General features: G+C 71.1%; 21 protein-coding genes. 11 read left to right on the top strand and 10 right to left on the bottom strand.

The genetic code is table 11. From position 1 onward, the window contains the following. Positions 1-177 precede the first annotated feature (177 nt). The 9 genes from ACIBSV_RS04415 to ACIBSV_RS04375 all read left to right on the top strand — a co-directional run bounded on the left by ACIBSV_RS04415 (position 178) and on the right by ACIBSV_RS04375 (position 9,027). On the top strand, positions 178-1,641 hold the full coding sequence (locus tag ACIBSV_RS04415) for a 2-hydroxymuconic semialdehyde dehydrogenase (protein WP_395859445.1): 1,464 nt from the start codon (positions 178-180) through the stop codon (positions 1,639-1,641). A gap of 34 nt (positions 1,642-1,675) precedes the next feature. Further along, positions 1,676-2,488: a 2-keto-4-pentenoate hydratase gene (locus ACIBSV_RS04410; protein WP_395859444.1), complete on the top strand. Its 813-nt coding sequence runs from the start codon at positions 1,676-1,678 to the stop codon at positions 2,486-2,488. Next, positions 2,488-3,330 (top strand): 2-keto-4-pentenoate hydratase, encoded by an 843-nt coding sequence (locus ACIBSV_RS04405; protein ID WP_395859443.1) that lies wholly within the window; start codon positions 2,488-2,490, stop codon positions 3,328-3,330. The genes ACIBSV_RS04410 and ACIBSV_RS04405 overlap by 1 nt, the downstream gene beginning before the upstream one ends. Continuing rightward, positions 3,327-3,818 carry a RidA family protein gene (locus ACIBSV_RS04400; RefSeq protein ID WP_395859442.1) on the top strand — a complete coding sequence of 164 codons (492 nt, stop codon included), beginning with the start codon at positions 3,327-3,329 and terminating at the stop codon, positions 3,816-3,818. The genes ACIBSV_RS04405 and ACIBSV_RS04400 overlap by 4 nt, the downstream gene beginning before the upstream one ends. 145 nt (positions 3,819-3,963) lie before the next feature. Next, positions 3,964-4,578, top strand: coding sequence for a 3-hydroxyanthranilate 3,4-dioxygenase (locus tag ACIBSV_RS04395; protein ID WP_395859441.1), 615 nt, complete (start codon positions 3,964-3,966; stop codon positions 4,576-4,578). 56 nt (positions 4,579-4,634) lie between these two features. Continuing rightward, on the top strand, positions 4,635-5,699 hold the full coding sequence (locus ACIBSV_RS04390) for an amidohydrolase family protein (protein ID WP_395859440.1): 1,065 nt from the start codon (positions 4,635-4,637) through the stop codon (positions 5,697-5,699). Next, positions 5,696-6,613, top strand: a complete 918-nt coding sequence (locus tag ACIBSV_RS04385) for an acetaldehyde dehydrogenase (acetylating) (protein ID WP_395859439.1) — start codon at positions 5,696-5,698, stop codon at positions 6,611-6,613. The genes ACIBSV_RS04390 and ACIBSV_RS04385 overlap by 4 nt, the downstream gene beginning before the upstream one ends. Continuing rightward, entirely contained in the window at positions 6,610-7,623 is a 1,014-nt protein-coding gene (dmpG, locus tag ACIBSV_RS04380; RefSeq protein WP_395859438.1) for a 4-hydroxy-2-oxovalerate aldolase, read from the top strand. The genes ACIBSV_RS04385 and dmpG overlap by 4 nt, the downstream gene beginning before the upstream one ends. A 270-nt stretch (positions 7,624-7,893) precedes the next feature. Further along, positions 7,894-9,027, top strand: coding sequence for a glycoside hydrolase family 19 protein (locus ACIBSV_RS04375; RefSeq protein WP_395859437.1), 1,134 nt, complete (start codon positions 7,894-7,896; stop codon positions 9,025-9,027). A gap of 71 nt (positions 9,028-9,098) precedes the next feature. Here ACIBSV_RS04375 and ACIBSV_RS04370 read toward each other — a convergent pair whose 3' ends face one another. Further along, a complete protein-coding gene (locus ACIBSV_RS04370) occupies positions 9,099-9,494 on the bottom strand; it encodes a DUF427 domain-containing protein (protein ID WP_395859436.1) in 396 nt (131 codons plus the stop codon). A gap of 305 nt (positions 9,495-9,799) precedes the next feature. Here ACIBSV_RS04370 and ACIBSV_RS04365 point away from each other — a divergent pair, with 305 nt between their 5' ends. Next, positions 9,800-10,030 carry a hypothetical protein gene (locus ACIBSV_RS04365; protein ID WP_395859435.1) on the top strand — a complete coding sequence of 77 codons (231 nt, stop codon included), beginning with the start codon at positions 9,800-9,802 and terminating at the stop codon, positions 10,028-10,030. Between the two features lie 89 nt (positions 10,031-10,119). Here the strand turns inward: ACIBSV_RS04365 and ACIBSV_RS04360 are convergent, their stop codons facing one another. The 7 genes from ACIBSV_RS04360 to ACIBSV_RS04330 form a co-directional block, all read right to left on the bottom strand. Beyond that, positions 10,120-13,035 (bottom strand): Z1 domain-containing protein, encoded by a 2,916-nt coding sequence (locus ACIBSV_RS04360; RefSeq protein ID WP_395859434.1) that lies wholly within the window; start codon positions 13,033-13,035, stop codon positions 10,120-10,122. Further along, a complete protein-coding gene (locus ACIBSV_RS04355) occupies positions 13,032-14,087 on the bottom strand; it encodes a PD-(D/E)XK motif protein (RefSeq protein ID WP_395859433.1) in 1,056 nt (351 codons plus the stop codon). The genes ACIBSV_RS04360 and ACIBSV_RS04355 overlap by 4 nt, the downstream gene beginning before the upstream one ends. Then, positions 14,084-15,613 carry an ATP-binding protein gene (locus tag ACIBSV_RS04350; protein ID WP_395859432.1) on the bottom strand — a complete coding sequence of 510 codons (1,530 nt, stop codon included), beginning with the start codon at positions 15,611-15,613 and terminating at the stop codon, positions 14,084-14,086. The genes ACIBSV_RS04355 and ACIBSV_RS04350 overlap by 4 nt, the downstream gene beginning before the upstream one ends. 237 nt (positions 15,614-15,850) lie before the next feature. Next, the gene (locus ACIBSV_RS04345) at positions 15,851-17,368 is read right to left on the bottom strand and encodes a CHAD domain-containing protein (protein ID WP_395859431.1); all 1,518 of its coding nucleotides are present in this window, start codon (positions 17,366-17,368) and stop codon (positions 15,851-15,853) included. Between the two features lie 164 nt (positions 17,369-17,532). Beyond that, on the bottom strand, positions 17,533-17,931 hold the full coding sequence (locus tag ACIBSV_RS04340) for a GNAT family N-acetyltransferase (protein WP_395859430.1): 399 nt from the start codon (positions 17,929-17,931) through the stop codon (positions 17,533-17,535). Positions 17,932-18,089: 158 nt separating this feature from the next. Continuing rightward, on the bottom strand, positions 18,090-19,790 hold the full coding sequence (locus tag ACIBSV_RS04335) for a hypothetical protein (RefSeq protein ID WP_395859429.1): 1,701 nt from the start codon (positions 19,788-19,790) through the stop codon (positions 18,090-18,092). A 186-nt stretch (positions 19,791-19,976) separates the two neighbouring features. Further along, positions 19,977-21,512: an MDR family MFS transporter gene (locus tag ACIBSV_RS04330; protein WP_395859428.1), complete on the bottom strand. Its 1,536-nt coding sequence runs from the start codon at positions 21,510-21,512 to the stop codon at positions 19,977-19,979. Between the two features lie 80 nt (positions 21,513-21,592). Between ACIBSV_RS04330 and ACIBSV_RS04325 the strand changes: the two genes are divergently transcribed. Next, positions 21,593-22,378: a TetR/AcrR family transcriptional regulator gene (locus tag ACIBSV_RS04325; protein ID WP_395859427.1), complete on the top strand. Its 786-nt coding sequence runs from the start codon at positions 21,593-21,595 to the stop codon at positions 22,376-22,378. On the opposite strand, the gene ACIBSV_RS04320 is transcribed toward ACIBSV_RS04325, so the two are convergent. Then, entirely contained in the window at positions 22,356-24,089 is a 1,734-nt protein-coding gene (locus ACIBSV_RS04320) for a dipeptide ABC transporter ATP-binding protein (protein ID WP_395859426.1), read from the bottom strand. The two genes, ACIBSV_RS04325 and ACIBSV_RS04320, sit on opposite strands and share 23 nt — an antisense overlap. Beyond that, positions 24,086-24,946: an ABC transporter permease gene (locus ACIBSV_RS04315; RefSeq protein WP_395859425.1), complete on the bottom strand. Its 861-nt coding sequence runs from the start codon at positions 24,944-24,946 to the stop codon at positions 24,086-24,088. Before ACIBSV_RS04315 ends, ACIBSV_RS04320 begins: the two co-directional genes overlap by 4 nt. Positions 24,947-24,948: the final 2 nt, after the last annotated feature.

Genomic DNA, 24,948 nt, shown 5'->3' with positions numbered 1-24,948 from the left:
CAAGCATTAGTTTGATCGTGCGTTGGAGGAGGTGCGATCGAGCGGTCGCATCAGCGGGTCGATGGCGGAGAGTGACATACCGAAATCGATATGCATCACGGTCCAAAGAGTATTGGACGGGCATGTCTTGGCCGGGGGAAGCTCGCTGCGTCGGGCTTGCGGCGAAGGGATTGGGCGATGGGACGGTCGGTGGCCGGGACGGGTGTGCTGCCCGCGCACTATCTGGCGGGAGAGTTCAGCCGGGCGGGCGGCGAGAGATTCCCGCTGGTGAACCCGGTGGACGGGGCCGTCGTGGGCGATGTTCCCGAGGCCGATCGGGCGATCGTCGACGCCGCCGTCGCCGCCGCTCGCAGCGCGCTCTCGCAGTGGGGGTCGACGTCCGTCGAGCTTCGGGCCGAGGCGATGCGGCGGATCGCGGACGGCATCGCGGCCCGGTTCGAGGAGTTCGTGGCCGCCGAGGTCGCGGACACCGGCAAGCCGCGCGAGCTCGCCGCCACCGTGGACATCCCCCGGGCGATCGGCAACTTCCGCGCCTACGCCGACCTGTTGTACGGGCGGCCCGAGCGGGCCCACTCGACCGCCGTGCCCGGATGGAGCGGCGGCACCGGCCAGGCGCTCAACTACACCGTGCGCCGTCCGCTGGGCGTGGTCGCGATCATCTCGCCGTGGAACCTCCCGCTCCTGCTGCTGACCTGGAAGGTCGCCCCCGCGCTCGCGGCCGGGAACACCGTGGTGGCCAAGCCGTCCGAGGAGACGCCGTGCACCGCGACGCTGCTCGCCGAGGTGATCCACGAAGCCGGGCTGCCGGTCGGCGTGTTCAACCTGATCCACGGTCACGGCGCGGGTGCGGCGGGGGAGTTCCTCACCGAGCACGCGGGCGTCGACGCCATCGCGTTCACCGGCGAATCGGCCACCGGCAGCGCGATCATGCGCAAGGCGGCCGAGCACATCACCCCGGTGTCCTTCGAACTCGGCGGCAAGAACCCGGCGATCGTGTTCGCCGACGCGGACTTCGAGGAAGCGGTGGCGGGCACCGTACGCTCCGCCTTCACCCACTCCGGCCAGATCTGCCTGTGCACCGAGCGGATCTACGTCGAGCGCTCGATCTTCGCCGCGTTCGTGGCCGAACTCGGCTCCCGAGCGGGGGCGTTGACCGACTACGGTCCGATGATCTCGGCGGCGCACCGGGACAAGGTGCTGTCCTACTACCGGCTCGCCCTCGAGGAGGGGGCCACGGTCGTCGCGGGCGGCGGCGTACCGAGCTTCGGTGACGAGCGGGACCGGGGGTTCCACGTGGAACCGACGGTGCTGACCGGCCTGCCGCAGAGCGCGCGCACGGTACGGGAGGAGGTCTTCGGGCCGATCTGCCATGTGCTGCCGTTCGACACCGAGGACGAGGCGATCGAACTCGCCAACGACAGCCCGTACGGCCTGGCCGCGACCGTCTGGACGCGTGACCTTTCCCGCGCGCACCGGGTCGCCCCGCGCGTCGAGGCCGGGATCGTGTGGGTCAACTGCTGGAATCTGCGGGACCTGCGCACCCCGTTCGGCGGGATCAAAGCATCCGGGATCGGCCGGGAGGGCGGCGAGTACTCGTTGGACTTCTTCTCCGAACCGGTGAACATCTGCATCAAGATCTGACCGAATCAGGATCCGACCGCCGCCGGGAACGAGAGTGACAGTGACTGAGACAACGACGAACGCCATCGACGCGGCCGCCGCGCGGCTGCTCGACGCGGAGAGGTCCGGCGTCCCGTGTGCGCCGGTGCGCGACCTGATCACCGGCGTCGAGGACGCGTACGCGGTCCAGGAGCGGCTGACCGTCGGCCGGCTCGCCGAGGGCCGCCGGCTGGTCGGGCGCAAGATCGGCCTGACCTCCGCCGCCGTGCAGAGCCAGCTCGGGGTGCACGAACCGGACTTCGGCATGCTGTACGCGGACATGGCGGTGCCGGACGGCGCCGAGATACCGGTCGGTGCGGTGCTCCAGCCCAGGGCCGAGGCCGAGGTCGCGCTCGTACTGGAGGCCGACCTGACGCACGAGCGGCACACCGTCGCCGACCTGATCCGGGCCACCGCGTTCGTGCTGCCCGCGATCGAGGTGTGCGGCAGCCGAGTGCGCGACTGGGACATCGGCATCGCGGACACCGTCGCGGACAACGCCTCCTCCGGGATGTACGTGCTCGGCAACCGGCCGGTGGCGCTCGGCGACTCGGACCTGCGGCTCGCGGGCATGGTCCTGGAGCGGCGCGGCGAGCCGGTCTCCACCGGCGTCGGCGCGGCCTGCCTGGGCCACCCGCTGAACGCGGCGATCTGGCTCGCGGACATCCTCGTCCGGCTCGGCCGACCGCTGCGCGCCGGGGACACCGTGCTCACCGGCGCGCTGGGCCCGATGGTGGCGGTGGCCCCGGGAGACGTGTTGGAGGCCCGGATCGACGGGCTCGGCGACGTACGTGTCGCGTTCGCGGCGACGAACCCCGAGGAGAACTGATGACCGACACCGCCGACGGCGCGACCGAGAGCACCGCGGGCGCCCCGCACGTGGGTGACGGCGAAGCCACCGGCGCCCGACTCGTGGCCGCCCTCGCCGCCACTTTGGACGAGGCCGGACGAGGCCGGCGTACCGTCGCCCGGCTCACCGACACCACCGATCTCGACCTGGACACCGCGTATCGGGTCCAGCGCGCCGTGATCGACCGTCGGGTGGCCCGGGGCGAGGCGCTGATCGGCGTCAAGATGGGGTTCACCAGCCGCGCCAAGATGGTCCAGATGGGCGTCGACGACGTGATCTGGGGGCTGCTCACCGACGCGATGCTGGTCGAGGAGGGTGGTGTGCTCGACCTGGGCGAGCTGATCCACCCCCGGATCGAGCCGGAGATCGCGTTCCTGATCGGCAGCCCGCTGTCCGGCACGATCACCCCGGCCGAGGCGGTCCGCGCGATCGCCGGTGTCGCGGTCGCCTACGAGGTGCTGGACTCGCGCTACGCGGACTTCAAGTTCACGCTGCCCGACGTGATCGCGGACAACGCGTCCGCGGCCGGCTTCGGCTTCGGTCCCTGGCACGACCCGACCGGACTCGACCTGAGCAACCTGGGCCTGCTCGTCGAGATCGACGGACGCGTCGTGGCGACCGGGTCCTCGGCGGCGATCCTGGGCAACCCGTTGCGCTCGCTGATCGCGGCAGCCCGACTGGCCGCCGAGGCCGGTCTCGAACTCCGGCCCGGATGGGTCGTGCTCGCGGGGGCTGCCACCGCCGCGATGCCGCTGCCCAAGGGCGCGCACGTGCGCGTGTCCGCGGCCGGCCTCGGCCGCGCGGAGGTGACCACACGATGAGCGCCGACGACGGCATCCTGGTCGCCGGCAAGGCCGCCCCGCGCGGCCGGTTCCCGCACGTCAAGCGGGCCGGTGACTTCGTCTACGTGTCCGGCACCAGCTCCCGGCGACCCGACGGCACCTTCGTCGGCGCGAGCGCGGACGCGATGGGCACCACCGATCTGGACATCCGGGCGCAGACCCGGGCGGTGATCGAGAACATCGCCGACCTGTTGGCCGCCGCGGGCGGTGGTCTGGCCGACGCGGTCTCGCTCACCACGTACCTGGTCAGCATGAACGACTTCGGCGGCTACAACGAGGTCTACGCCGAGTACTTCGACGAGAGCGGCCCCACGCGCACCACCGTCGCGGTCCACCAGCTCCCGCATCCGCATCTGCTGATCGAGATCTCCTGTGTCGCGTACCTGCCGAGGCCGGACCGCTCCACGCGGGACCGCTCCACGCGGGACCGCTCCACGCCGGACCCCGCCGTCGTCGGCGAGCCCTGAAGCGATCGCGCGAGAACCCGAACCGAACCGCACGAGAACCGAACCGCGCGAGCACCCGAACCGACCGCGCGACAACCGAAGTGCGAGCACCCGAACCGACCGCGCGAGAACGCGAACGGACCGTGAGAGAAAGGGACCGCGAGCGATGAGTCTGCCCAAGCCGACCAATGGCCTGCCGTTCAACTTCGCCCGGTGGATCGACGAGCACCGGGAACTGCTGAAGCCGCCGGTCGGCAACATCCAGATCTGGACCGAGGCCGACCTGGTGGTCACCGTGGTCGGCGGCCCCAACCAGCGCACCGACTTCCACGACGACCCGATCGAGGAGTTCTTCTACCAGCTCCAGGGCAACATGGTGCTCCGGGTGATGGAGGAGGAGGGCAAGCCGCCGGTCGACATCCAGATCAACGAGGGCGACGTCTTCCTGCTGCCGCCGCACGTGCGGCACTCGCCGCAGCGGCCCGAGGCGGGCAGCATCGGACTGGTGGTCGAATTCAGCCGGGCGCAGGGTCTGATCGACGCCTTCGAGTGGTACTGCGTCGAGTGTCACCGGCTGGTGAACCGCTCGACGGTGCAACTCGGGTCGATCGTCGAAGACCTGCCGCCGTTGTTCGAGGCCTTCTACGACGGCGACCGCACCTGCCCGCACTGCGGCGCGATCCACCCGGGCCGGCACTGGCCGGACGCGATGCGTCCGCGAACCGTGCCCCGCTCCGACACCGCCGGGACCCCCCGGACCGGGCCCGGACCCGCCGCCTGATCTGCACCCCTGCCCCGACCGCCGGCCGAGCCCGGCGGTGAAACCACGGAGGTTCCGTGACTGTCATCGACGTCCATTCGCACGTCTTCCCGAGGATCTCGCGGGCCGAGAGCCGCATCCTGACGGGCGCGGGCGAGCCGTGGCTGCGGGTCCACGGTGACGGCACCGGGATGATGATGAGCGGCGAGGACGAGTACCGCCCGGTGATCGCGCCGCTGTGGGACCCCGAACGCCGGCTGGCGGACATGGACACGCTCGGCGTGGACGTCCAGGCGATCTCCTCGACGCCGCTGATGTTCGGCTACGCGGCCGAGACCGCGCGCGCGGTCGAGTGGTGCGACCTGGTCAACGAACGCATCCTCGACTACTGCTCGCTCGACCCGGAGCGACTGCTGCCGCTGTGTCAGGTCCCGCTCCAGGACATCGGCGCGGCGTGCGAGACCGCGTCCCGGGCCGCGGCGGCCGGGCATCGCGGCGTGCACATCGGCAACCACGTCGGCGACCGGTACCTCGGCGACGACGGGATCGTGGAGTTCCTCGCGCACTGTGCCGCCGAGGAGATCCCGGTGCTCGTGCACCCGTGGGACATGCTCGGCGGCGAGCGCATGCGCGGCCACATGTTGCCGTGGCTGGTCGGGATGCCCGCGGAGACCCAGTTGAGCATCCTCGGGATGATCCTCCAGGGCGCGTTCGAGAAGTTGCCCGAGTCACTGCGGCTGTGCTTCTGCCACGGCGGCGGCAGCTTCGCCTTCCTGCTCGGTCGGGCCGACAACGCGTGGCACAACCGGGATCTGGTCCGGGCCGATTCGCCCAGGCCGCCGTCCGAGTACGTACGGCGCTTCCACGTCGACTCGGCCGTGTTCGACCCGCGCGCGTTGCGGTTGCTGGTCGAGGTGATGGGGCCGGATCGGGTCATGCTCGGCACCGATTTCCCGTTCCCGCTGGGCGAGTCGGACCCCGGCGGCGTGATCCGGGCCTGCCCCGAACTGACCGCGGAGCAAAGACGGATGATCCTCGGCGGCAACGCGGCGCGCTTCTTCGGACTCGGTGAGCGACCCGGCACGGGCGAGCGGTACGCGCCGCGACAGTTGGCGGAACCCACGAAGGGACTCAAGCGATGACCGACCGGACCAAGGTCGCCATCATCGGGTCGGGCAATATCGGCACCGACCTGATGATCAAGATTCTGCGGGTGTCGAGCACGCTCGAACTCGCCGCGATGGTGGGCATCGACCCCGCGTCGGACGGCCTGGCCCGGGCGGCCCGATTCGGCGTACCGACCACGCACGAGGGCGTCGAGGGCCTGCTCGCCATGCCCGACTTCGCGGACATCGAAATCGTGTTCGACGCGACCTCGGCGGGCGCGCACCGGCACAACGCCGAGGTGCTCGCGCCGTACGGGAAGCGGCTGATCGACCTGACGCCGGCCGCGCTCGGCCCGTACGTGATCCCGGCGGTCAACCTGGACGAGCATCCGGACGCGGCCAACCTGAACATGGTCACCTGCGGCGGCCAGGCCACCGTCCCGATCGTCGCCGCGGTGTCCCGAACCGCGCCGGTGGCCTACGCGGAGATCGTCGCGTCCATCTCCTCGCGTTCGGCCGGTCCCGGCACTCGCGCCAACATCGACGAGTTCACCGAGACCACGTCGCGTGCCCTGGAACAGGTCGGCGGCGCGGCCGAGGGCAAGGCGATCATCGTGCTGAACCCGGCCGAACCACCGATGATCATGCGCGACACGGTGTACTGCGTGATCGGCGCGGACGCCGACGAGGCGGCGGTGACCGCGTCGATCCTGACCATGGTCGCCGAGGTCGCCTCCTACGTCCCGGGCTACCGGCTCAAGCAGGACGTGCAGTTCCGCCCGATCACGGCGAACGATCCGCTCGCCCGACTGGCGGGCGGCAGCGGCAAGTTGGTCTCGGTCTTCCTCGAAGTCGAGGGCGCGGCGCACTACCTGCCGGCCTACGCCGGGAACCTGGACATCATGACGTCCGCCGCGCTGCGCGCGGCAGAGAGGTCGGCCACCCGATGACGCACGAGATCTACGTCCAGGACGTGACCCTGCGGGACGGCATGCACGCCATCCGGCACCGGTACACCACCGACCAGGTCCGGGAGATCGCCGCCGCGCTGGACGCGGCCGGTGTGGACGCGATCGAGGTCGCGCACGGCGACGGGCTGGCCGGGTCGAGCGTCAACTACGGGCCGGGCGCGCACTCCGACGACGAGTGGATCGCGGCGGCGGCCGAGGTGGTCACCCGGGCCAAGCTGACCACCCTGCTGCTGCCGGGCATCGGTACGCTGGCCGAACTGCGCCGGGCCCACGACCTGGGAGTTCGCTCGGTCCGGGTGGCCACGCACTGCACCGAGGCGGACATCTCCGCCCAGCACATCGCGGCGGCCCGCGAGCTGGGCATGGACGTCGCGGGCTTCCTGATGATGAGTCACCTCGCGCCCGCGGACGAACTGGCGCGCCAGGCGAAGCTGATGGAGTCCTACGGCGCGCAGTGCGTGTACGTCACCGACTCCGGCGGCCGGCTCACCATGGACGGCGTGCGCGATCGGGTGCGGGCGTACCGCGAGGTGTTGGCGCCGGAGACCGAGATCGGCATCCACGCGCACCACAACCTCGGTCTGGGCGTCGCCAATTCGGTGGTCGCGGTGGAGCACGGCGTGCGTCGGGTGGACGCCTCGCTGGCCGGGATGGGCGCGGGTGCGGGCAACTGCCCGTTGGAGGCGTTCGTCGCGGTCGCCGATCTGATGGGGTGGCGGCACGGCTGTGCGGTGTTCCGGCTCATGGACGCGGCCGACGACATCGTCCGCCCGCTGCAGGACCGGCCGGTCCAGGTCGACCGGGAGACCCTCACTCTCGGCTATGCGGGCGTGTACAGCAGCTTCCTGCGGCACGCGGAGGACGCGGCCGACCGCTACGGCCTGGACACCCGGGACATCCTGGTCGAGGTCGGTCGGCGCGGCATGGTCGGCGGCCAGGAGGACATGATCGTCGACATCGCGCTGGACCTGGTCAACGCGGCGAAGTAGCCCGATGGGCGACGACGGGAGCCGGTTTCGCCGAGGGGCGGGGCCGGCTCCCGTCGTCTTCGCCGGCGCATGGACGGCGCCCAGAGCGTGAGACGAATGCCGCGCAGACCTTGACTGGTATAGACCATTCGTATTGAGTGAGCCCCGCAACATCTCGTCCAGGGGCCTCGATCGAGGCAAGCGCCGGTCCAGGTACGACAGTTGACGTACGCGTAATGGTACTTCCCGTCGATCAAGCGCGGTGTCCCCCGCGCGAGGGAGTGGGCTTCCATGGCGAGAAAACGGATCGTGGCATTCCTGTTGGCCATCGCGGTGGTGGGGGCGTTGGCAGCGGCCCTGCCGTTCGCCTCGACCGCCTCCGCGGCCGGTTGCGCGACCGGATGGAGTTCGTCGGCCGTCTACACGGGCGGTGCGACCGCCTCGTACAACGGCCACAACTGGGGCGCCAAGTGGTGGACCCAGGGTGAGGTGCCCGGAACGACGGACGTCTGGGCGGACCAGGGTTCGTGCGGCGGCGGTGGCGACCCGACCACCGGCGGCTCGACCGGTGGGTCGACCGGCGGGGGCGGCACCTGTACGTACCCGAACTGGGCCGCGGGCACGAACTACGCGGTCGGCGCCATCGTGCGCTACACGAACGGCAACCTCTACCGGGCGAAGAACGCGAACCCCGGCTACGACCCGGTGATCAGCACCTGGTTCTGGGAGCCGTTCACCTGCAACGGATCCACCACCGGCGGTACGACCACCGGTGGCAGCACGGGCGGCAACGGCGGCAATCCGGGCGACTTCGTGGTGAGCGAGGCGCAGTTCAACCAGATGTTCCCGAACCGGAACCCGTTCTACACGTACGCCGGCCTGACCGCCGCGCTGAGCGCCTACCCGGGCTTCGCCAAGACCGGCAGCGACACGGTCAAGAAGCAGGAGGCGGCGGCCTTCCTGGCCAACGTCAACCACGAGACGGGTGGCCTGGTCCACATCGTCGAGCAGAACACCGCGAACTACCCGCACTACTGCGACGCCAACCAGCCGTACGGCTGCCCGGCCGGTCAGGCCGCCTACTACGGGCGCGGTCCGATCCAGTTGAGCTGGAACTTCAACTACAAGGCGGCGGGTGACGCCCTGGGCATCAACCTGCTGAACAACCCCTACCTGGTCCAGAACGATCCGGCCGTGGCCTGGAAGACCGGCCTCTGGTACTGGAACACCCAGAACGGCCCCGGCACGATGACCCCGCACAACGCGATGGTCAACGGGGCGGGCTTCGGCGAGACCATCCGCAGCATCAACGGCGCGTTGGAATGCAACGGCGGCAACCCGGCGCAGGTACAGAGCCGGATCAACAGCTACCAGTCGTTCGTGTCGATCCTGGGAACCACGCCCGGGAACAACCTGAGCTGCTGAGTCCGGGCGCGGGGCGGGCCGATCCGGCGGCCGGCCCCGCGCGTCCGGCATCGCGGGTCAGGCATCGCGGGTCAGGCCGACGGCGCCGGCGGTGCCGGCGGTTCCCCCTCCACCGTGACCGTGGCCACCGTGTCGTAGAAGCACAGCCGGCCGGCGATGTCGGGGACCGAGTCGATCGGCTCGGGGTAGGCCCAGGCCACGTCCGCGCGCGGGCCGGTGTCGCCGTTGCCCAGGTAGGTCCAATACGAGGCCTCGCCCTTGAACGGACACGTGGTGTGCGTGTCGGTGGGCTTGAAGCGGGTCAACTCGACGTCGTCCGGCGGGAGGTAGTACCGGATCGGCAGTCCGGTCTCGTAGAGCACCACCGGACGGGTGGATCGTGCGACCACCTCGCCGTCGATCTCGACGGTCACCGTCTGCGTACAGTGCACGGTCGTCACGAGGTGGCCCTGTCCGGGTATCGGCATGCGAATCTCCTCCGCGGAACTCGGTGCTGCGGTCGTCCCTCGGTCAACCGCCGCGACGGGCGAACCATTCCGGCGGCATCGTGGGCCGTGGGCGGTATCCGGCGCGGTGCTTCGGCGCCGGATGGCCGCGAAAGCGTCCGGCGAATGTGTGAGTAACGTGTGGATCGATTCAATTGGTATAGACCTATTGCTCGGGGTGAAGGCACCGGCTAGCGTTTTCCGCGTGCGCGCCGGCAGCACAGCAGGGACCAAATACCGTTCCAGCGAACCGAGTTGCCCTCGGGGCGAGAATTGGAGTCGAGCACATGCGCAAGGCTATGGCGGGTGTCGCGTTGGCTGCGGCGTTGTTGGGCGTGGGGGCTGCCGCGCAGCCCGCGATGGCGGACCCGGCCCCGGGCGGCAGCTTCATCTTCTACGGCTACTACCCGTCGCAGGCCTCCTGCGACGCGGCCGGCCGCGCGGCCGCACCGGCCCACGGCCCGGTGTACCTCTGTCTCAACAACGGCGGCACCCTCTGGTCGCTCTGGGTGCACTAGCGGCACTCGGTAGGGCCGAGGAATGAGGCGGTGCCCCGAGTGGGGGGCACCGCCTCATTCCTCGTCACACCACGCGATGACGGTGACGGTCAGGCCGGGGTCGTCACGATCGGGGCAGCGGACCGGGAGGAGTCCTTGGCGCGGAAGGCGACCAGGCGGCGGTCGGAGGAGATCGCGGTGCTGGGCGGGACCAGGGCGAAGGCCATGACGAGCTCGTTTTGATCGGGCTCCATGGTCGGGTACATCAGCAGGCAACCGCGTCGGGGCGCGGCGAGGCCGTCCGCGACGGGGTCACCGATGGAGGGATCGGTGCCCACGATTCGCCGGGCGGCATAGCGGTGCGGCGGGAAGCTGACCTGGGTGAATCGTTTGCCTTCGCGCCGACGACGGCTCACCACGTCGAGTGGGCCGAACCCGTGCAGTGTCACCGGATCCAGGTTGGGTGTCTGCAACTGTGGGGCGATCACGACCCAGTCCTCGATCTTCGCGGCGATCTCCGGATTCTCCAGGTAGGCGAGATCAGGGCGGAACTGTCCAGGCTCCGACCAGCGCAACTCACGGAGGACCGAAAGCAGTCGGCTGTGACCGAGTCGCCCGATGTAGGTGGGGAAGCGGAGCAGTCGATCCTCGACCGGGTAAGCCAGTTCGGTGCGTTCCAGCGCTAGTGCCGCGATCACCGGCTCGAACCGCTCGACGTTGTGCCGCAGGTCGGCCTGCTTGGTGGGGTAGGCCGAACGCTCCACCCACAAGCCCGGCGATCGGGTCTCCACCAACTCGGCGTTGAACATCTTGTTGCGCGCCGTCGGCTTGAGCCACGGCAGCCGCTGGGTGACCAGCGGCGGGATCTGTGCCGGGGTCACCTGCGGCGCCCCGTCGACGAGTTCGGCGTACAGCCGAAGCTGGTCGCGGAACTCCTCCTCGTCCCGGCAGATCGCCTCGAACGCCTCGTACAGGTCGCCGTTGCTCCCGCCCTCGTCCCGGCCGATATAGAGCCGAACCAGGTCGCGGTAGTTCTTCCGGAAGCCGAACCAGCGCCCCATCTGCATGAGCGTGTCGGCGGCGAGCGTCTTGCGGCGGTAGTAGGACACGGTCAGGCCCTCGATCGTGAAGCCGCGCGAGAGCTTGGCGCCGCCGACCAGGATCCGCCAGACCTTCTGCCGGTCGAAGTCGGCGGTGCGCTGCTCGATCTCCTTGTCACCGTTGATCACCACGACCGGGCTGCCGATCGAGTCCTCGATCCGCATCGCGGCGATGCCGATGTACGGCGCGATGTCGGCGTAGGAGCCCGGGATCGCCGCACCCGCCGCGTGCGCCTCGCTGACCGGCCGCACGTCCTGCTCGTAGAGCTGCCGCAGCCGCGCCTGCGCGCCGGAGCCCAGGTAGCCCGCGCGCCGCCAGATCGCGTTGATCGCCGCGGCCTGATCCCGGTGTACGTGCGTCTTCACCGACTCGTGCACGAGCATGGTGTGGTGCCGGAAGTGGTCGGCGCCCAGGCCGTGGTCCTCCCGGAACAGCTTGATCGCGCCGGTCAGCACGAACATGTCGATCGCCGTGCCCAGGTCCGTGTCGTCGTCATCGTGCAGCGGCCGGACCGAGCGCACGTGGGCGAGACCGGCCGAGTTCGCCACCGTGCGCTCGTTCGCCGGAATCGTGGAGTCGATGTCGTGGAAGTCGGCGACGCCCATATAGCCGTCCGGCCGGTCCAGCGAGATCACGAAGTCCTTGGGGAAGATGTCCTCGGCGTCGGCGGGGTCGATGAACACGTTCGCGAACGGGGTCGCCGTGTAGCCGATGTACTGGGCGCGCGGCAACATCCCGAGCAGTTCCGAGATGATCCCGTTGATCGCGGTGCGCTGGACTTGGTCCTGTGACCACTTCCTGGGATCGGAGGTGTTCACCGAGGCCTGATCGGACTCGTCGTCGATGATCAGCGTGGGGATCTCGCCGCGTTCGGTCTTGATCCGACCGAGGTCCTTGACCAGTTTCTTGAGTACCGACGCGTTCTTCTTGACCACCATCAGCCGGGCCGAGCTGCGGTGCAGGTTCTCCGGCGCGTACAGCGGAGTGAACCGGTCGGCCTTCTCGAACTCCAAGGCGCTGAGTCCCTGGCGTAGCGCCTGGTAGTCGTCCTGATGCCGGGTCAGCCGGACGATGTCGAAGCCGCCCAGCCGGGACGGCAGCGCGCCGTGGCGCAGGAATCCGCCGTCCAGCCGGTCACGGTCGTCCAGGTAGTCGTAGTCGCGGAACGCGAGGGTGCCCGAATCCGGGTCCTGGCCGTAGTAGATGTTCTCGACGCCGACCAGTTCCATGTCGAGTCGGCGCTGGGTCTGCGCGCGCAGCGCCTCGATGGTGCCGGTGAGCACGATCACCAGGCGATATCCCGCGTCGATCGCCTTCGCGATGACACCGGTGAAGTTCGCGGTCTTGCCGCTCTGTACGTAGCCGACCACCAAGCCCTTGGACTGGTAGGGCTGTTCGCAGGTGGGGTCGGCCAACCGTTCGACTACGCGAGTGGTGTTGCGATCGAGTGCGGTCACGGCCTCCGGGGCCCACCTCTTGCCCAGGAGCGCCTCCCGATAGGCGTTCCAGTAGTGGCTGTGGTGTCGGGCCACCTCGTCGGTGTACCAGGGATCCCAGCCGTCCTCGGAGATCACCACCGCGCCGGACCCGCGTGCGAACGGCGCCCGCCGATCCAGCAGGTCACGGGTCGCGGTGGCCAGGCCAAGTGCCTCGTACGTCGCGGCGCGGCGTTCCTCGGTGTTCGGCGGGGTGGCTCCGTCGGCGAAGTCCCAACGACTGAGCCGGTCCCGCCACAGGATGAGCAGCGCGTCGTCGGGGTGCGCGTGGTGCAGGCGCCGGCGCAGCGCCGACTCGCCGAGGTCGGGGAGCGGAGCATCATGGTCTTCGGCCTGGTAGGCGAGCGCCTTGAACAGGTTCTTGGGCCCGGCGGCCATCCCGCCGAAGGCCGCCCGGTGCAGCGCCAGGAGGGCGAGGTCTTCGGTCACCGGGGTTCGTCCTTTGGGGAGTTCGGCGCGGAGAGATCCGACGCGACGTCCGGCGGGAGCGTGCGCGCCGGATCGACGATGTGGTCCAGCCCGTCGGGGGACGGCGCGATCGAGGGAACCAGATCGGCGACGTCGATGCGGTAGTCGACGTCGACGATGCGCACCACCAAGGACTCGGGCAGGGGCGCGAGGATGCTCCCGGTCAGCCGAGGGAAGCCCGCGTCGACGGGGAACGCCAGTGGCGCGCCACTGGGTGCCCAGCGATGCTCGCGCGGGATCGCGTGCTCGTTTCCGGTGACCAGCTTCAGCCGGGTGTCGAAATCGTCGAGGGCCCCGGGGGCTTGCACGCGCAGCGTTGAGCGGATGCCCTCGATCAGGCCGAGCACTGTACGTCCGGCGTCACTCTCGTCGAGCACGTGCGAGACGAACCACAGCGGTCGGTCGGTGTGCGGCGTGAGCTGGCTCAGGCCGTGGATCGTGTGCACGCGGGTCGGTCCGGCGACTGTCTTGACCTCGATGTCGTAGGGGCCGACGGTGAAGTCGTGGTCCGTGCACGTCGGGTGTTGCCACGCGTCGATGGCCGCGTGCCACCCTCGGGCGGCCGACAGTCCGACCAGCGTGAGCAGTTCGCCGAACAGGCCGACCTCCGCCTCCAGCGACATCCGTCGCCCCGGAGCCAACAGCCGGCGCCACGCCAGCACCGTGGTCTGCACCGCAACGCCCGGCGCCGCGCCCTCCTCCTGGATGCGGTTCGCGATCTCGCAACACACGATGTGGAACTCACGGAGCAGGTCGACACGTTCGATGAAGACCTGGAGGAACTGCTCGCCCCCGTCCAGGACGCACACCGCCCGGATGCCCTGCATGCCCAGCCGAGGCGCCTTGCTGCCGAGCGCGACCGGGATGCGCAGCGCCGGTCGCAGGCCGCCCGCCTCCAGGTGCCAGAACAGCGGTGGGTCGCCCTCGATCGGGATCAGCATCGGCATGCGGCTGTCGAGATGGTCGCGCAGCGCGTCGCAACTCAGGTGCCTGCTGCGGTGGCCCGCACTCACGAGGTGCCCTCGGCCTCGTACTTCGCGGTCTCGCTCTTGACCGCGGTCAACAGCAGCGACTGCCACAGGTCCAGGTTGTCCTTGACCCGGGGGCCCATCCGCTCACCCGTGAACGCCTCGTTCATCAGCAGGTACAGCAGTGTCTTGAGCACCGGCACGTCGTTGAGGCCGGCGCGTCGGCCGCCGAGCAGCGCGGCGCGGAACTGCTTGTTCAGCGACAGCCGGCGCTCCTCCCGGTCGATCGAGAAGAACACGTCGCCGCCGAGCGGCACCCAGCGCACTTCGATCGGCTCCTCGCCGGGCACGAACGGGAGTTCCTCCTCGATCGCGGTGCGCAGCTCCGGGGCGAAGCCCTTGCCGGGCGGCAGCACCGCCTTGCGCTCGCGGGTGGTGGTGCGGGCTTGCCGGTACGCCCCCTCGGCGTCCTTCAAGTATTCCAGGAAGCCGCGCCCGTCCGGGTCGGTCGCGCGTTCGACCGCGTCGACGAAGCCTGGGATCGGCTGGAGTTCGGCCTTCTTGACGGTGAGTCCGAACGCGTGTTCCGAGTCGGCCGGCAGATCGAACGCGATCCGGGCCAGGGACAGATGTTGCTCGCCCTGACGCAGGCCGTGCCAGCCGCCGGCCTGGACCAGCCGGTCGTTGCGGTACGCGTACAGCCCCTGACGGGCCAGGATGCCGCCGGGGAGGCGGAACTGTTCTGCGTTCGAGCGCGGCGTCCACACGTGCGCGGTCAGCTCCAGTGGCCCCACCCCGTCCAGCGTGGTGGTGAACACGCGTGGATAGCCCGGCAGTCCGGAGATCGGGTAGTCGAACGGGTCCACCGCCTGCACCGACCACGTCATCGGCGGCGTCGGGTCGTCGAGGCCGGAGACCGCGATGGTGATCCGGATCCGGCCGTCGGCGAGGAAACGATGCAGGTGCAGGCCAAGGTGGTCGGCCAACGACCGCATGGTCTTGGTGAGATAGATGTCGGTCTGCCCGGCGTCGCCGCGGGCGGGGAAGTCGCGGACGCCGTCCCAGCGCACCGCCGTACCGTTCCACACCACGTACTCGTCGTACAGATCCAGGAAGCGCTTGGCGAACTCCAGCTCGACGATGTCGCACTGGAAGCTCTCCTGAGCGTGTTCGGTTCGCCAGCGGCGGCCGACCGTACCGGCCCGCTTGGCCCGGCTGATCACGGTGACGCTGTCGGCGTGGCTGAAGGACGCGGCCTTGAGGCCCATGCCGAACATGCCGAGCGCCTGTTCGCCGTACGCGCGCCGCTTGCCCACGGTCATCGCCGTGTCCAACTCGGACTCGGTCATTCCGCGCCCGTTGTCCACGACGACCAGTGAGGTCAACAGGTCGCCGCTGCGCTGGAAGTGCACCACGACATCGGAGGCGCCGGCGTCGATCGAGTTGTCCACCAGGTCCGCCACCGCCTCCTCGAAGCGGTAGCCCTGACTGGCGAGCCCTTTGATGTACCCGGGATCCGGAGGCAGGTGCTTGCTGCCGCTCGTAGGTACGTCGAAACGCCAGTCGTCCATGCCCACCCCTGGATCCCGCACCCTCGGTGCGCGCGGTCACGCGCCCGCCCCCACTTGCGCCGGTCCGACCGTAGCGGTTGGCCCGGCAACCCAAAAGCGGAACGGCGGACTCGTGACTTCTCCGCGGCGCTCGATCACGCGGCGGGGAAGGGGGAGGGCGACGAAAGCGGGGAGAGCGGAGAAGCGGGAGGACACGGGAAGCGGGGAGGGCAGGGGAAGCGGGGGGTGGGGAGCGGGCTACAGACCCCGGCGCAGCCGCGGGCGGGCGAAGTCGGCCCAGTGGGCCGGGAACTCGGCCTCGACCCGCTGGGCCAGGGCGATCTCCTGGCCGTACAGCAGGCCCCACGTGAAGGAGCTCTCTCCCGCGCCGTGTGCCGCGATGGCCAGCCGGCGCAGCGCCTTGCGGGTCTGCACGCTGTCCTGGTGCGTGCCGAGCAGGCTCTGCAATCCCTTGGCCCGCTTGGTGAGCCGCTTGGCGGGCTTGCCCAGTGCCGGGCGGGTTGCCTCGCCGGCGTAGCGGACCCGTTTCGCGGCCTTGCGCACCTCGTGCAGTGCGGTGTCGCGGGCCCGGCCGGTGGGCGAGCGCAGCGCGACCCGGGCACGCCGGGAGATCCGCCGATCGCTTCGGAGCAGGGCCGCCGCGACCGGGCGGCGTGCCGGTTGGCCCGCCTTCACGGTGAACGGTGGCCTCGCGATCAGGGCGTCCAGGGCGTCCAGCAGGGCGAAGTAGCGGGCGCCGTCGAGTTCGGCGAGGACGCGAACCCGGGCCTCGGTACGCCCGCGCGTGTCCCAGGCGGTCAAGCGGGCCTCGACCGGACCGAGCACCGCCTCGGCGGGCAGCGCGGCGATCCGCTCGCGCAGTCGCTCGGCGAGCACCTCCTGATCGCGAACCCGACCCAACTCCGCCGCGAGCCATTTGAGTTCCGCGCCCAGGATCCCGGTCACCCGCTCGTCCAGCACCCGCGAGAAGACCCGGAAGGCGCTGCGCAGCCGCCGCGTGGCGACCCGCATCTTGTGCACTGAATCCGGCTCGTCGAGGCGGACCCGGGGGTCGTACGCGAGCAGCGTGTCGACCTGTTCCCGAACGTAGTCCAGCGCCACCGCGCCGGCGCTGTCCGCGCGCGGCTTCGCGACCCGGCGTTCCGGCCGCAGGCCCGCCTCGGCCAGCGCGTGCCCGAGCTTGGAGGGGGCCGCCGCGCGGCGCCAACCGCCCTTGGCCAGTCGCCGGTCCAGCGCGTCCAACAACGCGGGTTCGCCGTCCACCAGTTCGACCTCGACCTCGGACCAGGACGTGCTGCCGGGGCTCGGCCCGACGAGTACGTCGGCGGTGACCGCGTCGCGCGCGATCTCGGCCAGCGTGGGCCCGCCCGCGCGGGCGACGCGCACCTCGCGCACGGTCCGCAACCGCACCACCGGCACCGGCTCGGTCCCGCGCGTGTACGCCCGGATGCGCACCGCGAGTTCGGCCGGCAGCACCCGCTCGGAGGCGCCGAGCGGTACCCGTACCTCGTCCCGCGTGTCCACCCCGGCGGGCAACTTCAGATGCCACCCGGCATCGGCGCCGCCGGTCCGCCGCCGCAGCGTGATCCCGCGCGCGGCCAGCGCCAGGCCGGGCGTGTCGAAGTACATCGCGTCCAGCTCGACGGTCTCGCCGACCTCGACCCGCACCCCGTCCGGCATCCCGGCGAAGTCCGGCACGCCCACCCCGTCCGGCGCGACATACTTGCGCTCGACCTCACGCACGACTTCTGCCATGGCACGCACCTGCTTCCTCGGGGCGTCGCGAGGGCCTCGATCCGGGTGGGCGAGGGATCCTCGGGGGGCGGATGGTCGACAGGTCCCGGACCGGAGTTCGCCGACCGGGCTCGCGGATACCTGTGCCCGATTCCGCCGGCCCGACACGGGTGATCCGCGCGGGTTCAGTCCTCGAACGTCCAGGCGAACATGACGTGGTCGGACTCGGTGTCGGCGGCGGCGGAGCGGTAGGTCGCGACGGCGGCCTCGTTTTCGCGGTCGGTGAGCACCCACATGCCGTAGCAGCCGCGTTTGCGGGCCAACTCGGCCAGGGCCTCGGTGAGCGCGCGGCCGATGCCGTGGCGCTGGTGGTCGTCGGCGACGGCCAGTTCGTACAGGAACATCTCGGTGCCCTTGTCCGGGTGCGTCGTCTCGACACCGGTGACCATCCCGACCGGGGTGGCGCCCACGTAGGCCAGCAGGATGTGATGCCCCGCCTCGGCCAGGAAGCGGGCCGCCCAGTCCGGGCGTACCGGGTCGTCGAAGAGGTCCCCGGCCGCGATCACGTCCGCCACCGTCGTCACACGCCGAATAGTCGCCACATTCGTATCCACGACGACATTCAACGAGATTCGGACCCGTTCCAGAAGCCGTGGCGGGCAATGGACATCCCATGGTTGGGGCGGAGAGAGGGTGGCTTCGGGAGGAATGGCACGGTTTGACGCGGGTCGGCTCTGCCCGCCTACTCGCCGGACGACTTCCCGGACGACTTCCCCGGCGACGGCGACTTCCCCGGCGACGGCGACTTGCCCGGCGACGGCGACTTGCCCGGTGATTCGGCGGACGACCTCCCGGACGACTTCCCGGCGAACGACAGCGCGCGGCGTACGTCGCGGCCGGCCTGCCGGGATTGGGCCCAGACGGTGCGCGAGATCGCGCCGATCGGGCCGAGCGTCGCGCGCCAACCGTCGGCGATCGCGCGAGTGGTGGGGGCCACCACCGCCGTCCTCGCCCACACCAGTGGTCGCCCGATCAGGACGCGCACCGCCCGAGCGCTCGCGCCGACCAGGAGCGCCGTCCGCCGTCCGATCCACAACGCCGGTCGCACCGCCGCGAAGCGCAGTCCTCGGCCGGCCGCCCGGGCAAGCAGCACCGTCTCCCGGCCGGCCCAGCGCACGGGCAGCACGATCAGGAAGCGCAGCGCGCGGCCGATCATCCGGGCGAGCACCAGGGTCCCGCGGCCGGCCCAGCGCGCCGGCGGCACGACCAGGACGTACAACACCCGGCCGAGGGCGCGGACGAGGCGGACGACCCGGCGCCAGGCCCAGACCACCGATTGTGCGACGACCACCTCGAAGACGATCCCGATGCCGCGCCCGACGGCCGCGATCCCGCGCCCGACGAGCCGCAGCCCGCGCAGCGTGCCTCGGCCGGCCCAGCGGATCGGGACGACGAGGCCGAGGTACGACACGCGTCCGACGAACCGGGCGCTCAGGACCAGGCCACGCCCGACCAGGTCGGCTCCGGCGAGCAGTCCGCGCCACACCCACCCGGCCGGCGTCAGCACGACGTGCCGGAGCAGGAAGCCGACACCCCGCCCGAGCACGACCAGACCACGTCGGCCGAATCGCGCGCCGGCCAACACGCCGCGCGACAGCCACTTCAGCGGCACGATCAGGAGGTAGTGCAACCACCGCCCGAGGCCGCGACCGGCCACCCGGCCGGCGCGCCAACCCCACCGGGCGGGCAACACGAGAAGCACGTACCCGGCGCGGCCGATCGCGGCGCCGAGCAGGCGGAGGGCGCGGATCAGCAACCGGATCAGCGCGACCAGCCCGGAACCCAGCGGACGCAGCAGTGCGGTCCGGGCCCAGCGCAGCGGCACCACCATCGCGTACCGAACGAACAGCCGCAGCCCGCGCCACAGCAGGTCGACGGCCAGCCACCGCAGCCCGCGACCCACCGCGAACACACCGGCCCGCACGCCTTTCGCGAGCGGGACCACGATCAGGCCCCACACCCAGGTATGGAGCCCGCGCCCGATGGCCACGATCGCCCGCACCATCGGGATCAGGAACCAGTTCCGAACTCCCGCCTTGGCGGCGCGCCCGAGCGCCGCCAGAAACCGGCCGGCCGGGTACAGGACCCGGTTCCGGGCGCCTCGGCCGACGACCTTGAGCAGTTCCCACGCCAGCCGGGTCGGCAACAGCACGAGCACCGCGACGATCCGGATCGGCCAGCGGATCAGGTCGTAGATCAGGCCGGTCGGCTCCGCGGGGGAACCGGTCGGCTTCGGCGCGGGCGCGGGCGCGGTCTTGGTCGCGGTCGCCGACGCAGCCGCGGACGCAGCTTCGGGTGCTTGTCGCGCGAGCGGAAGGTCCTTGCGTAGATCAACCGGAACCGAACCGTCCGGTCGTTCGCCGTCGCGATCGGTGTCCCCCATGTGTATCCCCCCGAGGTGGCCCGGCTCCCCGCCGGATCCTGCCTCCTTGGGACACCGCGACCGGCGCATCCTCACGCCTCGTGCGCGGAATTTTCGAACGCGGGAGGAGACGTCGAGCCGCCGAGACCCGGCGGCCCCGGTCCGCGCGCCGCCGAGACGGGGCACGGACCGGGACCACGCCGGGCGTCAGACCTCCAGCCGCGCCGGTCCGGCCGCAGCCACGCCGTCCTTGGAACCCGCCTCCGTCTCGGCCACCGCCTTCGCGTCCCCGGTCGAAGTCTCGTCCGAAGTCTCGTCCGAAGCCCCGTCCACGTCCCCGCCCGAAGCTCCGGCCGCCGCGCGCCGCAGCACCAGCCCGACCGCCCCGACGACCAGCGCGATCGCGATCAAATAGCCGAAGGTGCCCTGGAACGCGGGCACCACGGCGTGGCTCTCGGTGCGGTTCTGCAGGACCAGCGCGGCGATCGCGATGCCGAGCGTGCCGCCGATCTGGTTGCTGAGGTAGACGGCCGCCGTCGCGCTGGGCACCGATTCCGGGGCCACCGAGCCGAACACGGAGGACATCGCGGGCGCGCCGACGAAGCCGAGGCCCGCACCGGTCACCAGCGAATAGCCCACCAGGATCGCGGTGTTGGTACCGGCGTCGGCGGTACTGAAGCCCAGGATGCCCAGCGCGGCCAGTACGCCGCCGAACGGAATCAGCGCGCGGGCACCGATCCTGTCGAAGAGTTGCCCCGCGATCGGCATGCCGATCCACACGCCGACTCCCTGCGGTACCAGCAGCAGGCCCGCCGCCATCACGCCCCGGTCGCGCGCGACCTGGTAGTACAGCGGGATCAGGAACAGCAGGGAGAACAACAGGATCCCGGTCAGGAACACCGCGCCGATGCCGCCCGCGAAGCCGCGGATCCGGAACAGCCGGACGTCGATCAGCGGGTGCTCCGCGCGCAGCGCGTGCAGTACGTAGCCGACGATCAGGGCCGCGCCCGCGATCAGTGCCGCGATCACCTGCGGCGCGCCGAAGCCGCTGTCGCCGGCGGCCTGGGAGAGGCCGTACACGACCGCCGCGAACCCCGGGCACAGCAGCGCGATGCCGCGCGCGTCCAATGGCGGCGGCTCGCCCTCGCGCGGCGGATCGGCCGGGATCTGCCGATAGGCCAGTGCCAGCGCGAGCACACCGATCGGCAGGTTGATGATGAACATCCAGCGCCAGTTGGCGTGTTCGAGCAGTACGCCGCCGAGAACCGGTCCCAGGATCGGGCCCAGGGTGACCACGGCGCCGACGATGCCGATCATCTTTCCGGCCCGCTTGGGGCCGGCGGCCAGGGCGAGCATGGTCAACAGGGTCGGCTCCAGTGCGCCGACGCCGATGCCCTGGAGCACCCGGAAGGCGATCAGGCTCTCCGCGTTCCAGGCGATCGCGGACAGCGCCGAACCGGCGAGGAAGACGGTCAGCCCGGTCAGCCATACGGTCTTGCCGCCGTAGCGGGCGGCGGCCCAGCCGGCCAGTGGCACGGTCGCGGCGAGGGCCAACAGGTAGCCGGTGGCCACCCATTCGATGGTCTTGAGTGGTGCGTCGAAGCGGTCGCCGAGGGTCTCGATGCCGACGTTGACGATCGTGGTGTCCAGGATGCCCATCACGCCGCCGAGCAGCATCACCAGCATCAGGCGCAGGAGTGGCCCGTCGATCTTGGTCTCGGGGTCGGGGGGTGCGGTGGCCATGAACGCCTCCAAGTTACCGATGAGATCAGTTAACTAAACTCGTGAGTAAAAATTAACAGCACGTCTGGTAATGTCGCAACATGGTCGAGGGAACGAAGAGGTCGACGACGCGAACGACCGGCGGTACGGCGACGCGGGCCGGCGGCGCGGCCCGCACGAGCGCCGAAACGGCGCCGGCCGAGGCGGCCGAACCGGCGCCGCCGGCCGCGCATGCCACCACGCGCGGGCGGATCGACAAGCGCCGGGCGATCCTGGCCGCCGCCGAGGCGGTGTTCACCCGTGAGGGCTACACGCTGGCCGGGATCGACGCGATCGCGGCCGAGGCGGGCGTGTCCAAGCCGACCATCTACAACCACCTTGGCGGCAAGGAGAACCTCTTCCGCACCGTCGTGGTGGAGGCCGCGATCGAGTCCAGTGGCCGGATCCTGGCCGCCCTGGAGGCGTTTCCCACCGACGCCGAGGACCTGCATCCGCGGTTGACCGCCATCGCCCACCGCGTCGTGCAGTGTCAGGCCGGCGAGAAGGGCTGGGCGCTGCAGCGGCTGGTGTACGCCGAGGCCGCGCGCTTCCCGGACCTGTACGACACCATCCGCGAGGGCGGCACGGTACGGATCATCGACGCGTTGGCGGGCCGACTGGCCCGGCTCGCGCACGGCGGACACCTGGACATCGACGACCCGGTCACCGCCGCGAACCAGTTCCTGGCGCTGATCTCCGGGGACCTGCCCACACTCACCGCGTTGGGCACCCGGCCGGTGGACGACGCGGCCCTGGACCGCGCGGTCACCGCCGGGGTGACCACGTTCCTGCGCGCGTTCGGGCCGCGCACGGGCGCCGCCCCGGTCACGACGCGCCCCCGGCGCTGAGCACCCGACCGTCGCGCTCCGCCGGATGCCTCGGTGCGGGGAGCGGGTTGTCGTCGGCCGCCGCCACCGGGCGCGGTACGGCCGCGAGCAACTCGCGCGTGTAGGGCGCCTGCGGCCGGGTGAACACCCGCTCGGCGTCGCCGCCTTCCACCACCCGTCCGTCCTTCATCACCAGGATGCGATCGCTGACGTGCCGGATCACCCCCAGGTCGTGCGAGATGAACAGCAGCGCCAGGCCCAACTCGGCGCGTAGATCGGCGAGCAGGTCGAGAATCTGGGCCTGGATGGACACGTCCAGCGCGGACACCGGCTCATCGCACACGATCAGGTCCGGTGAGGGCGCCAACGCCCGTGCGATGGCCACACGTTGACGTTGACCGCCGGACATGTCGCGTGGTCTGCGATCCAACAGGTCCGTGGACAGGCCGACCAGTTCGAGGAGTTCGGCCACCCGGGCGCGATGCGCGGCGCGGGTGGGCCGCAGCCGGCCGCCCGGGAGCCCCGCGGCGGCGACCGCCTCGCCGAGGATCCGGGCGACCGGGTAGCGGGGGTCGAACGAGCCGAGGGGGTCCTGCTGTACCGCCTGGATCCGACCGCGCGAGGCACGCCGCGCGGACTCGGGAAGCTCGCTCCACGGCGCGTCGCGAAAGCGCACGGATCCCGTGTCGGGCCGTTCCCAGCCCAGCACGATCCGCGCGGCCGTGGTCTTGCCGGATCCGGACTCGCCCACCACGCCGAGCGTTTCGCCCGCCCGCAGCTCGAACGACACGTCCCGGACCGCGTCGTGCCGGGTCCCGTCCGGCCCGCGGAAGCGTTTGCCGATCCCGGCCACCTCCAACAACACCTCGCCCACGGGCGGCGCGGCCGGTACCGCCACCCGGGTCGAGCCCACCGGCGCGGACAGGCGGGTTCCCTTCGCGTGCACCGACGGCACCGCCGCGAGCAGCGCCCGGGTGTAGGAGTGCTCGGGCTCGGACAAGACCCGTTCGGCCTGCCCCTGTTCGACGATCTCGCCCGCGTACATCACCGCGATGCGGTCGGCCATCCGGGCCACCGCGGCCAGGTCGTGGCTGATCAGCAGTACGGCCGTGCCCTGTTCCTTGAGCCGGCCCAGCAGGCCGAGCACCTGGGCCTGCACCGTGACGTCGAGCGCGGTGGTCGGCTCGTCCGCGAGGAGCAGTTCGGGGCCGCCGGCCAGCGCGGAGGCGATCAGGCCGCGCTGGCGCAGCCCGCCGGAGAGCTGGTGCGGGTACTGCCGGGCCCGGCGGGCGGGGTCCGGGATGCCGACGTCGCCCAGGAGTTCGAGCGTCCGGGCGCCGACCCGATCGCGGGGCACCACGGCGTGGGTACGCAGCGTCTCGGCGACCTCCGCGCCGACCGTGCGCAGCGGGTCGAGTGAGACCAGCGCGTCCTGGAGGACCAGGCCGATCCGGCGGCCCCGGATCGTTCGCCAGCGCGACTCGGACAGTCGGCTCAGGTCGGTGCCGGCGAAGTCGAGGCGACGGGCGCTCACCCGGGCGCCGCCGCCGGTGAGCCCGACCAGAGTGCGCGCGGTGACGCTCTTGCCGGACCCGGATTCGCCGACCACGGCCAGGCATTCTCCCCGTGCCAGGGTGAACGACACGTCGCGCACCACGGGTTCACGGCCGGGGAAGGCGACGTCGAGTCCGTCCACGACGAGCAGCGGATCGGTCGCGGGGGTGGTGGTCATCGGGGAATCCCTCCGGCGAATCGGGTACGGGCATGCCGGCCGGCCACGTTCACCGCGATCACCGCGCAGGTGACCGCCGCGCCGGGGAACACCCCGATCCACCACGCGGTCTCCAGGAAGCCGCGCCCCTCGGAGAGCATCGCGCCCCACTCGGGCGAGGGCGGCTGAGCGCCCAGGCCCAGGAAGCTGAGCCCGGAGGCGTAGATCAGCGACGTGCCGAAGCCGACCGTGCCCAGCACCAGGAGCGGCCCGATCGCGTTGGGCAACACGTGCCGCACGATCAGCACCGGTCGACGCAGGCCCAGGCCCGCCGCCGCCTCGACGTAGCCCGAGCGGCGCACCACCAGGGCCTCGGCGCGCACCAGACGCGCGTAACCGGGCATCGCCGCGATCGCCACCGCGACCATCACGTCCACGGTGCCCCGGCCGAGCAGGGTGACCACGAACAGCGCGAGCAGCAGTTCGGGTAGCGACAACATGATGTCGGCCAGGCGCATGCCCACCTGGTCGGCGGCCCGCCCGCCCAGCGCCGAGAGCAGCCCCCAGACGGTCCCGCCGACCAGTGCGAACACGGTGGCCCCCAGGCCCAGCAGGAGGGAGGGGCGGGCGCCGTGCAGGACCCGGGCGAACACGTCGCGACCGAGTTGGTCGGTGCCGAACCAGTGCTCCGCGCTCGGTCCCTCGAGGGCGGCGAGCGGATCGGTTTCGATCGGCGAGGTGCCGGTGAACAGCCCGGGCGCGAGGCCGATCAGCGCGAACAGGAGCAGAACGGCGAGCGCGACCACGACGCTCGGCCGCGGTGTGTCGCCGCGCCGGATCCGCACCCGCCGTTTGCCGGCCGCCAGTGTCTGGCTCATCC

The sequence above is a fragment of the Embleya sp. NPDC050154 genome (genome assembly GCF_044460165.1).
GTDB lineage: Bacteria > Actinomycetota > Actinomycetes > Streptomycetales > Streptomycetaceae > Embleya.
Note: the sequence above shows the minus strand (reverse complement) of the source record. Positions and strands in the feature narration are given on the sequence as shown.

Coding starts and splice junctions, on each gene's coding strand:
- ACIBSV_RS04415 (WP_395859445.1), top strand. CDS start 178: ATGGGACGGTCGGTGGCCGGGACGGGTGTGCTGCCCGCGCACTATCTG.
- ACIBSV_RS04405 (WP_395859443.1), top strand. CDS start 2,488: ATGACCGACACCGCCGACGGCGCGACCGAGAGCACCGCGGGCGCCCCG.
- ACIBSV_RS04400 (WP_395859442.1), top strand. CDS start 3,327: ATGAGCGCCGACGACGGCATCCTGGTCGCCGGCAAGGCCGCCCCGCGC.
- ACIBSV_RS04395 (WP_395859441.1), top strand. CDS start 3,964: ATGAGTCTGCCCAAGCCGACCAATGGCCTGCCGTTCAACTTCGCCCGG.
- ACIBSV_RS04385 (WP_395859439.1), top strand. CDS start 5,696: ATGACCGACCGGACCAAGGTCGCCATCATCGGGTCGGGCAATATCGGC.
- dmpG (WP_395859438.1), top strand. CDS start 6,610: ATGACGCACGAGATCTACGTCCAGGACGTGACCCTGCGGGACGGCATG.
- ACIBSV_RS04375 (WP_395859437.1), top strand. CDS start 7,894: ATGGCGAGAAAACGGATCGTGGCATTCCTGTTGGCCATCGCGGTGGTG.
- ACIBSV_RS04370 (WP_395859436.1), bottom strand. CDS start 9,494: ATGCCGATACCCGGACAGGGCCACCTCGTGACGACCGTGCACTGTACG.
- ACIBSV_RS04365 (WP_395859435.1), top strand. CDS start 9,800: ATGCGCAAGGCTATGGCGGGTGTCGCGTTGGCTGCGGCGTTGTTGGGC.
- ACIBSV_RS04350 (WP_395859432.1), bottom strand. CDS start 15,613: ATGGACGACTGGCGTTTCGACGTACCTACGAGCGGCAGCAAGCACCTG.
- ACIBSV_RS04345 (WP_395859431.1), bottom strand. CDS start 17,368: ATGGCAGAAGTCGTGCGTGAGGTCGAGCGCAAGTATGTCGCGCCGGAC.
- ACIBSV_RS04335 (WP_395859429.1), bottom strand. CDS start 19,790: ATGGGGGACACCGATCGCGACGGCGAACGACCGGACGGTTCGGTTCCG.
- ACIBSV_RS04330 (WP_395859428.1), bottom strand. CDS start 21,512: ATGGCCACCGCACCCCCCGACCCCGAGACCAAGATCGACGGGCCACTC.
- ACIBSV_RS04325 (WP_395859427.1), top strand. CDS start 21,593: ATGGTCGAGGGAACGAAGAGGTCGACGACGCGAACGACCGGCGGTACG.
- ACIBSV_RS04320 (WP_395859426.1), bottom strand. CDS start 24,089: ATGACCACCACCCCCGCGACCGATCCGCTGCTCGTCGTGGACGGACTC.
- ACIBSV_RS04315 (WP_395859425.1), bottom strand. CDS start 24,946: ATGAGCCAGACACTGGCGGCCGGCAAACGGCGGGTGCGGATCCGGCGC.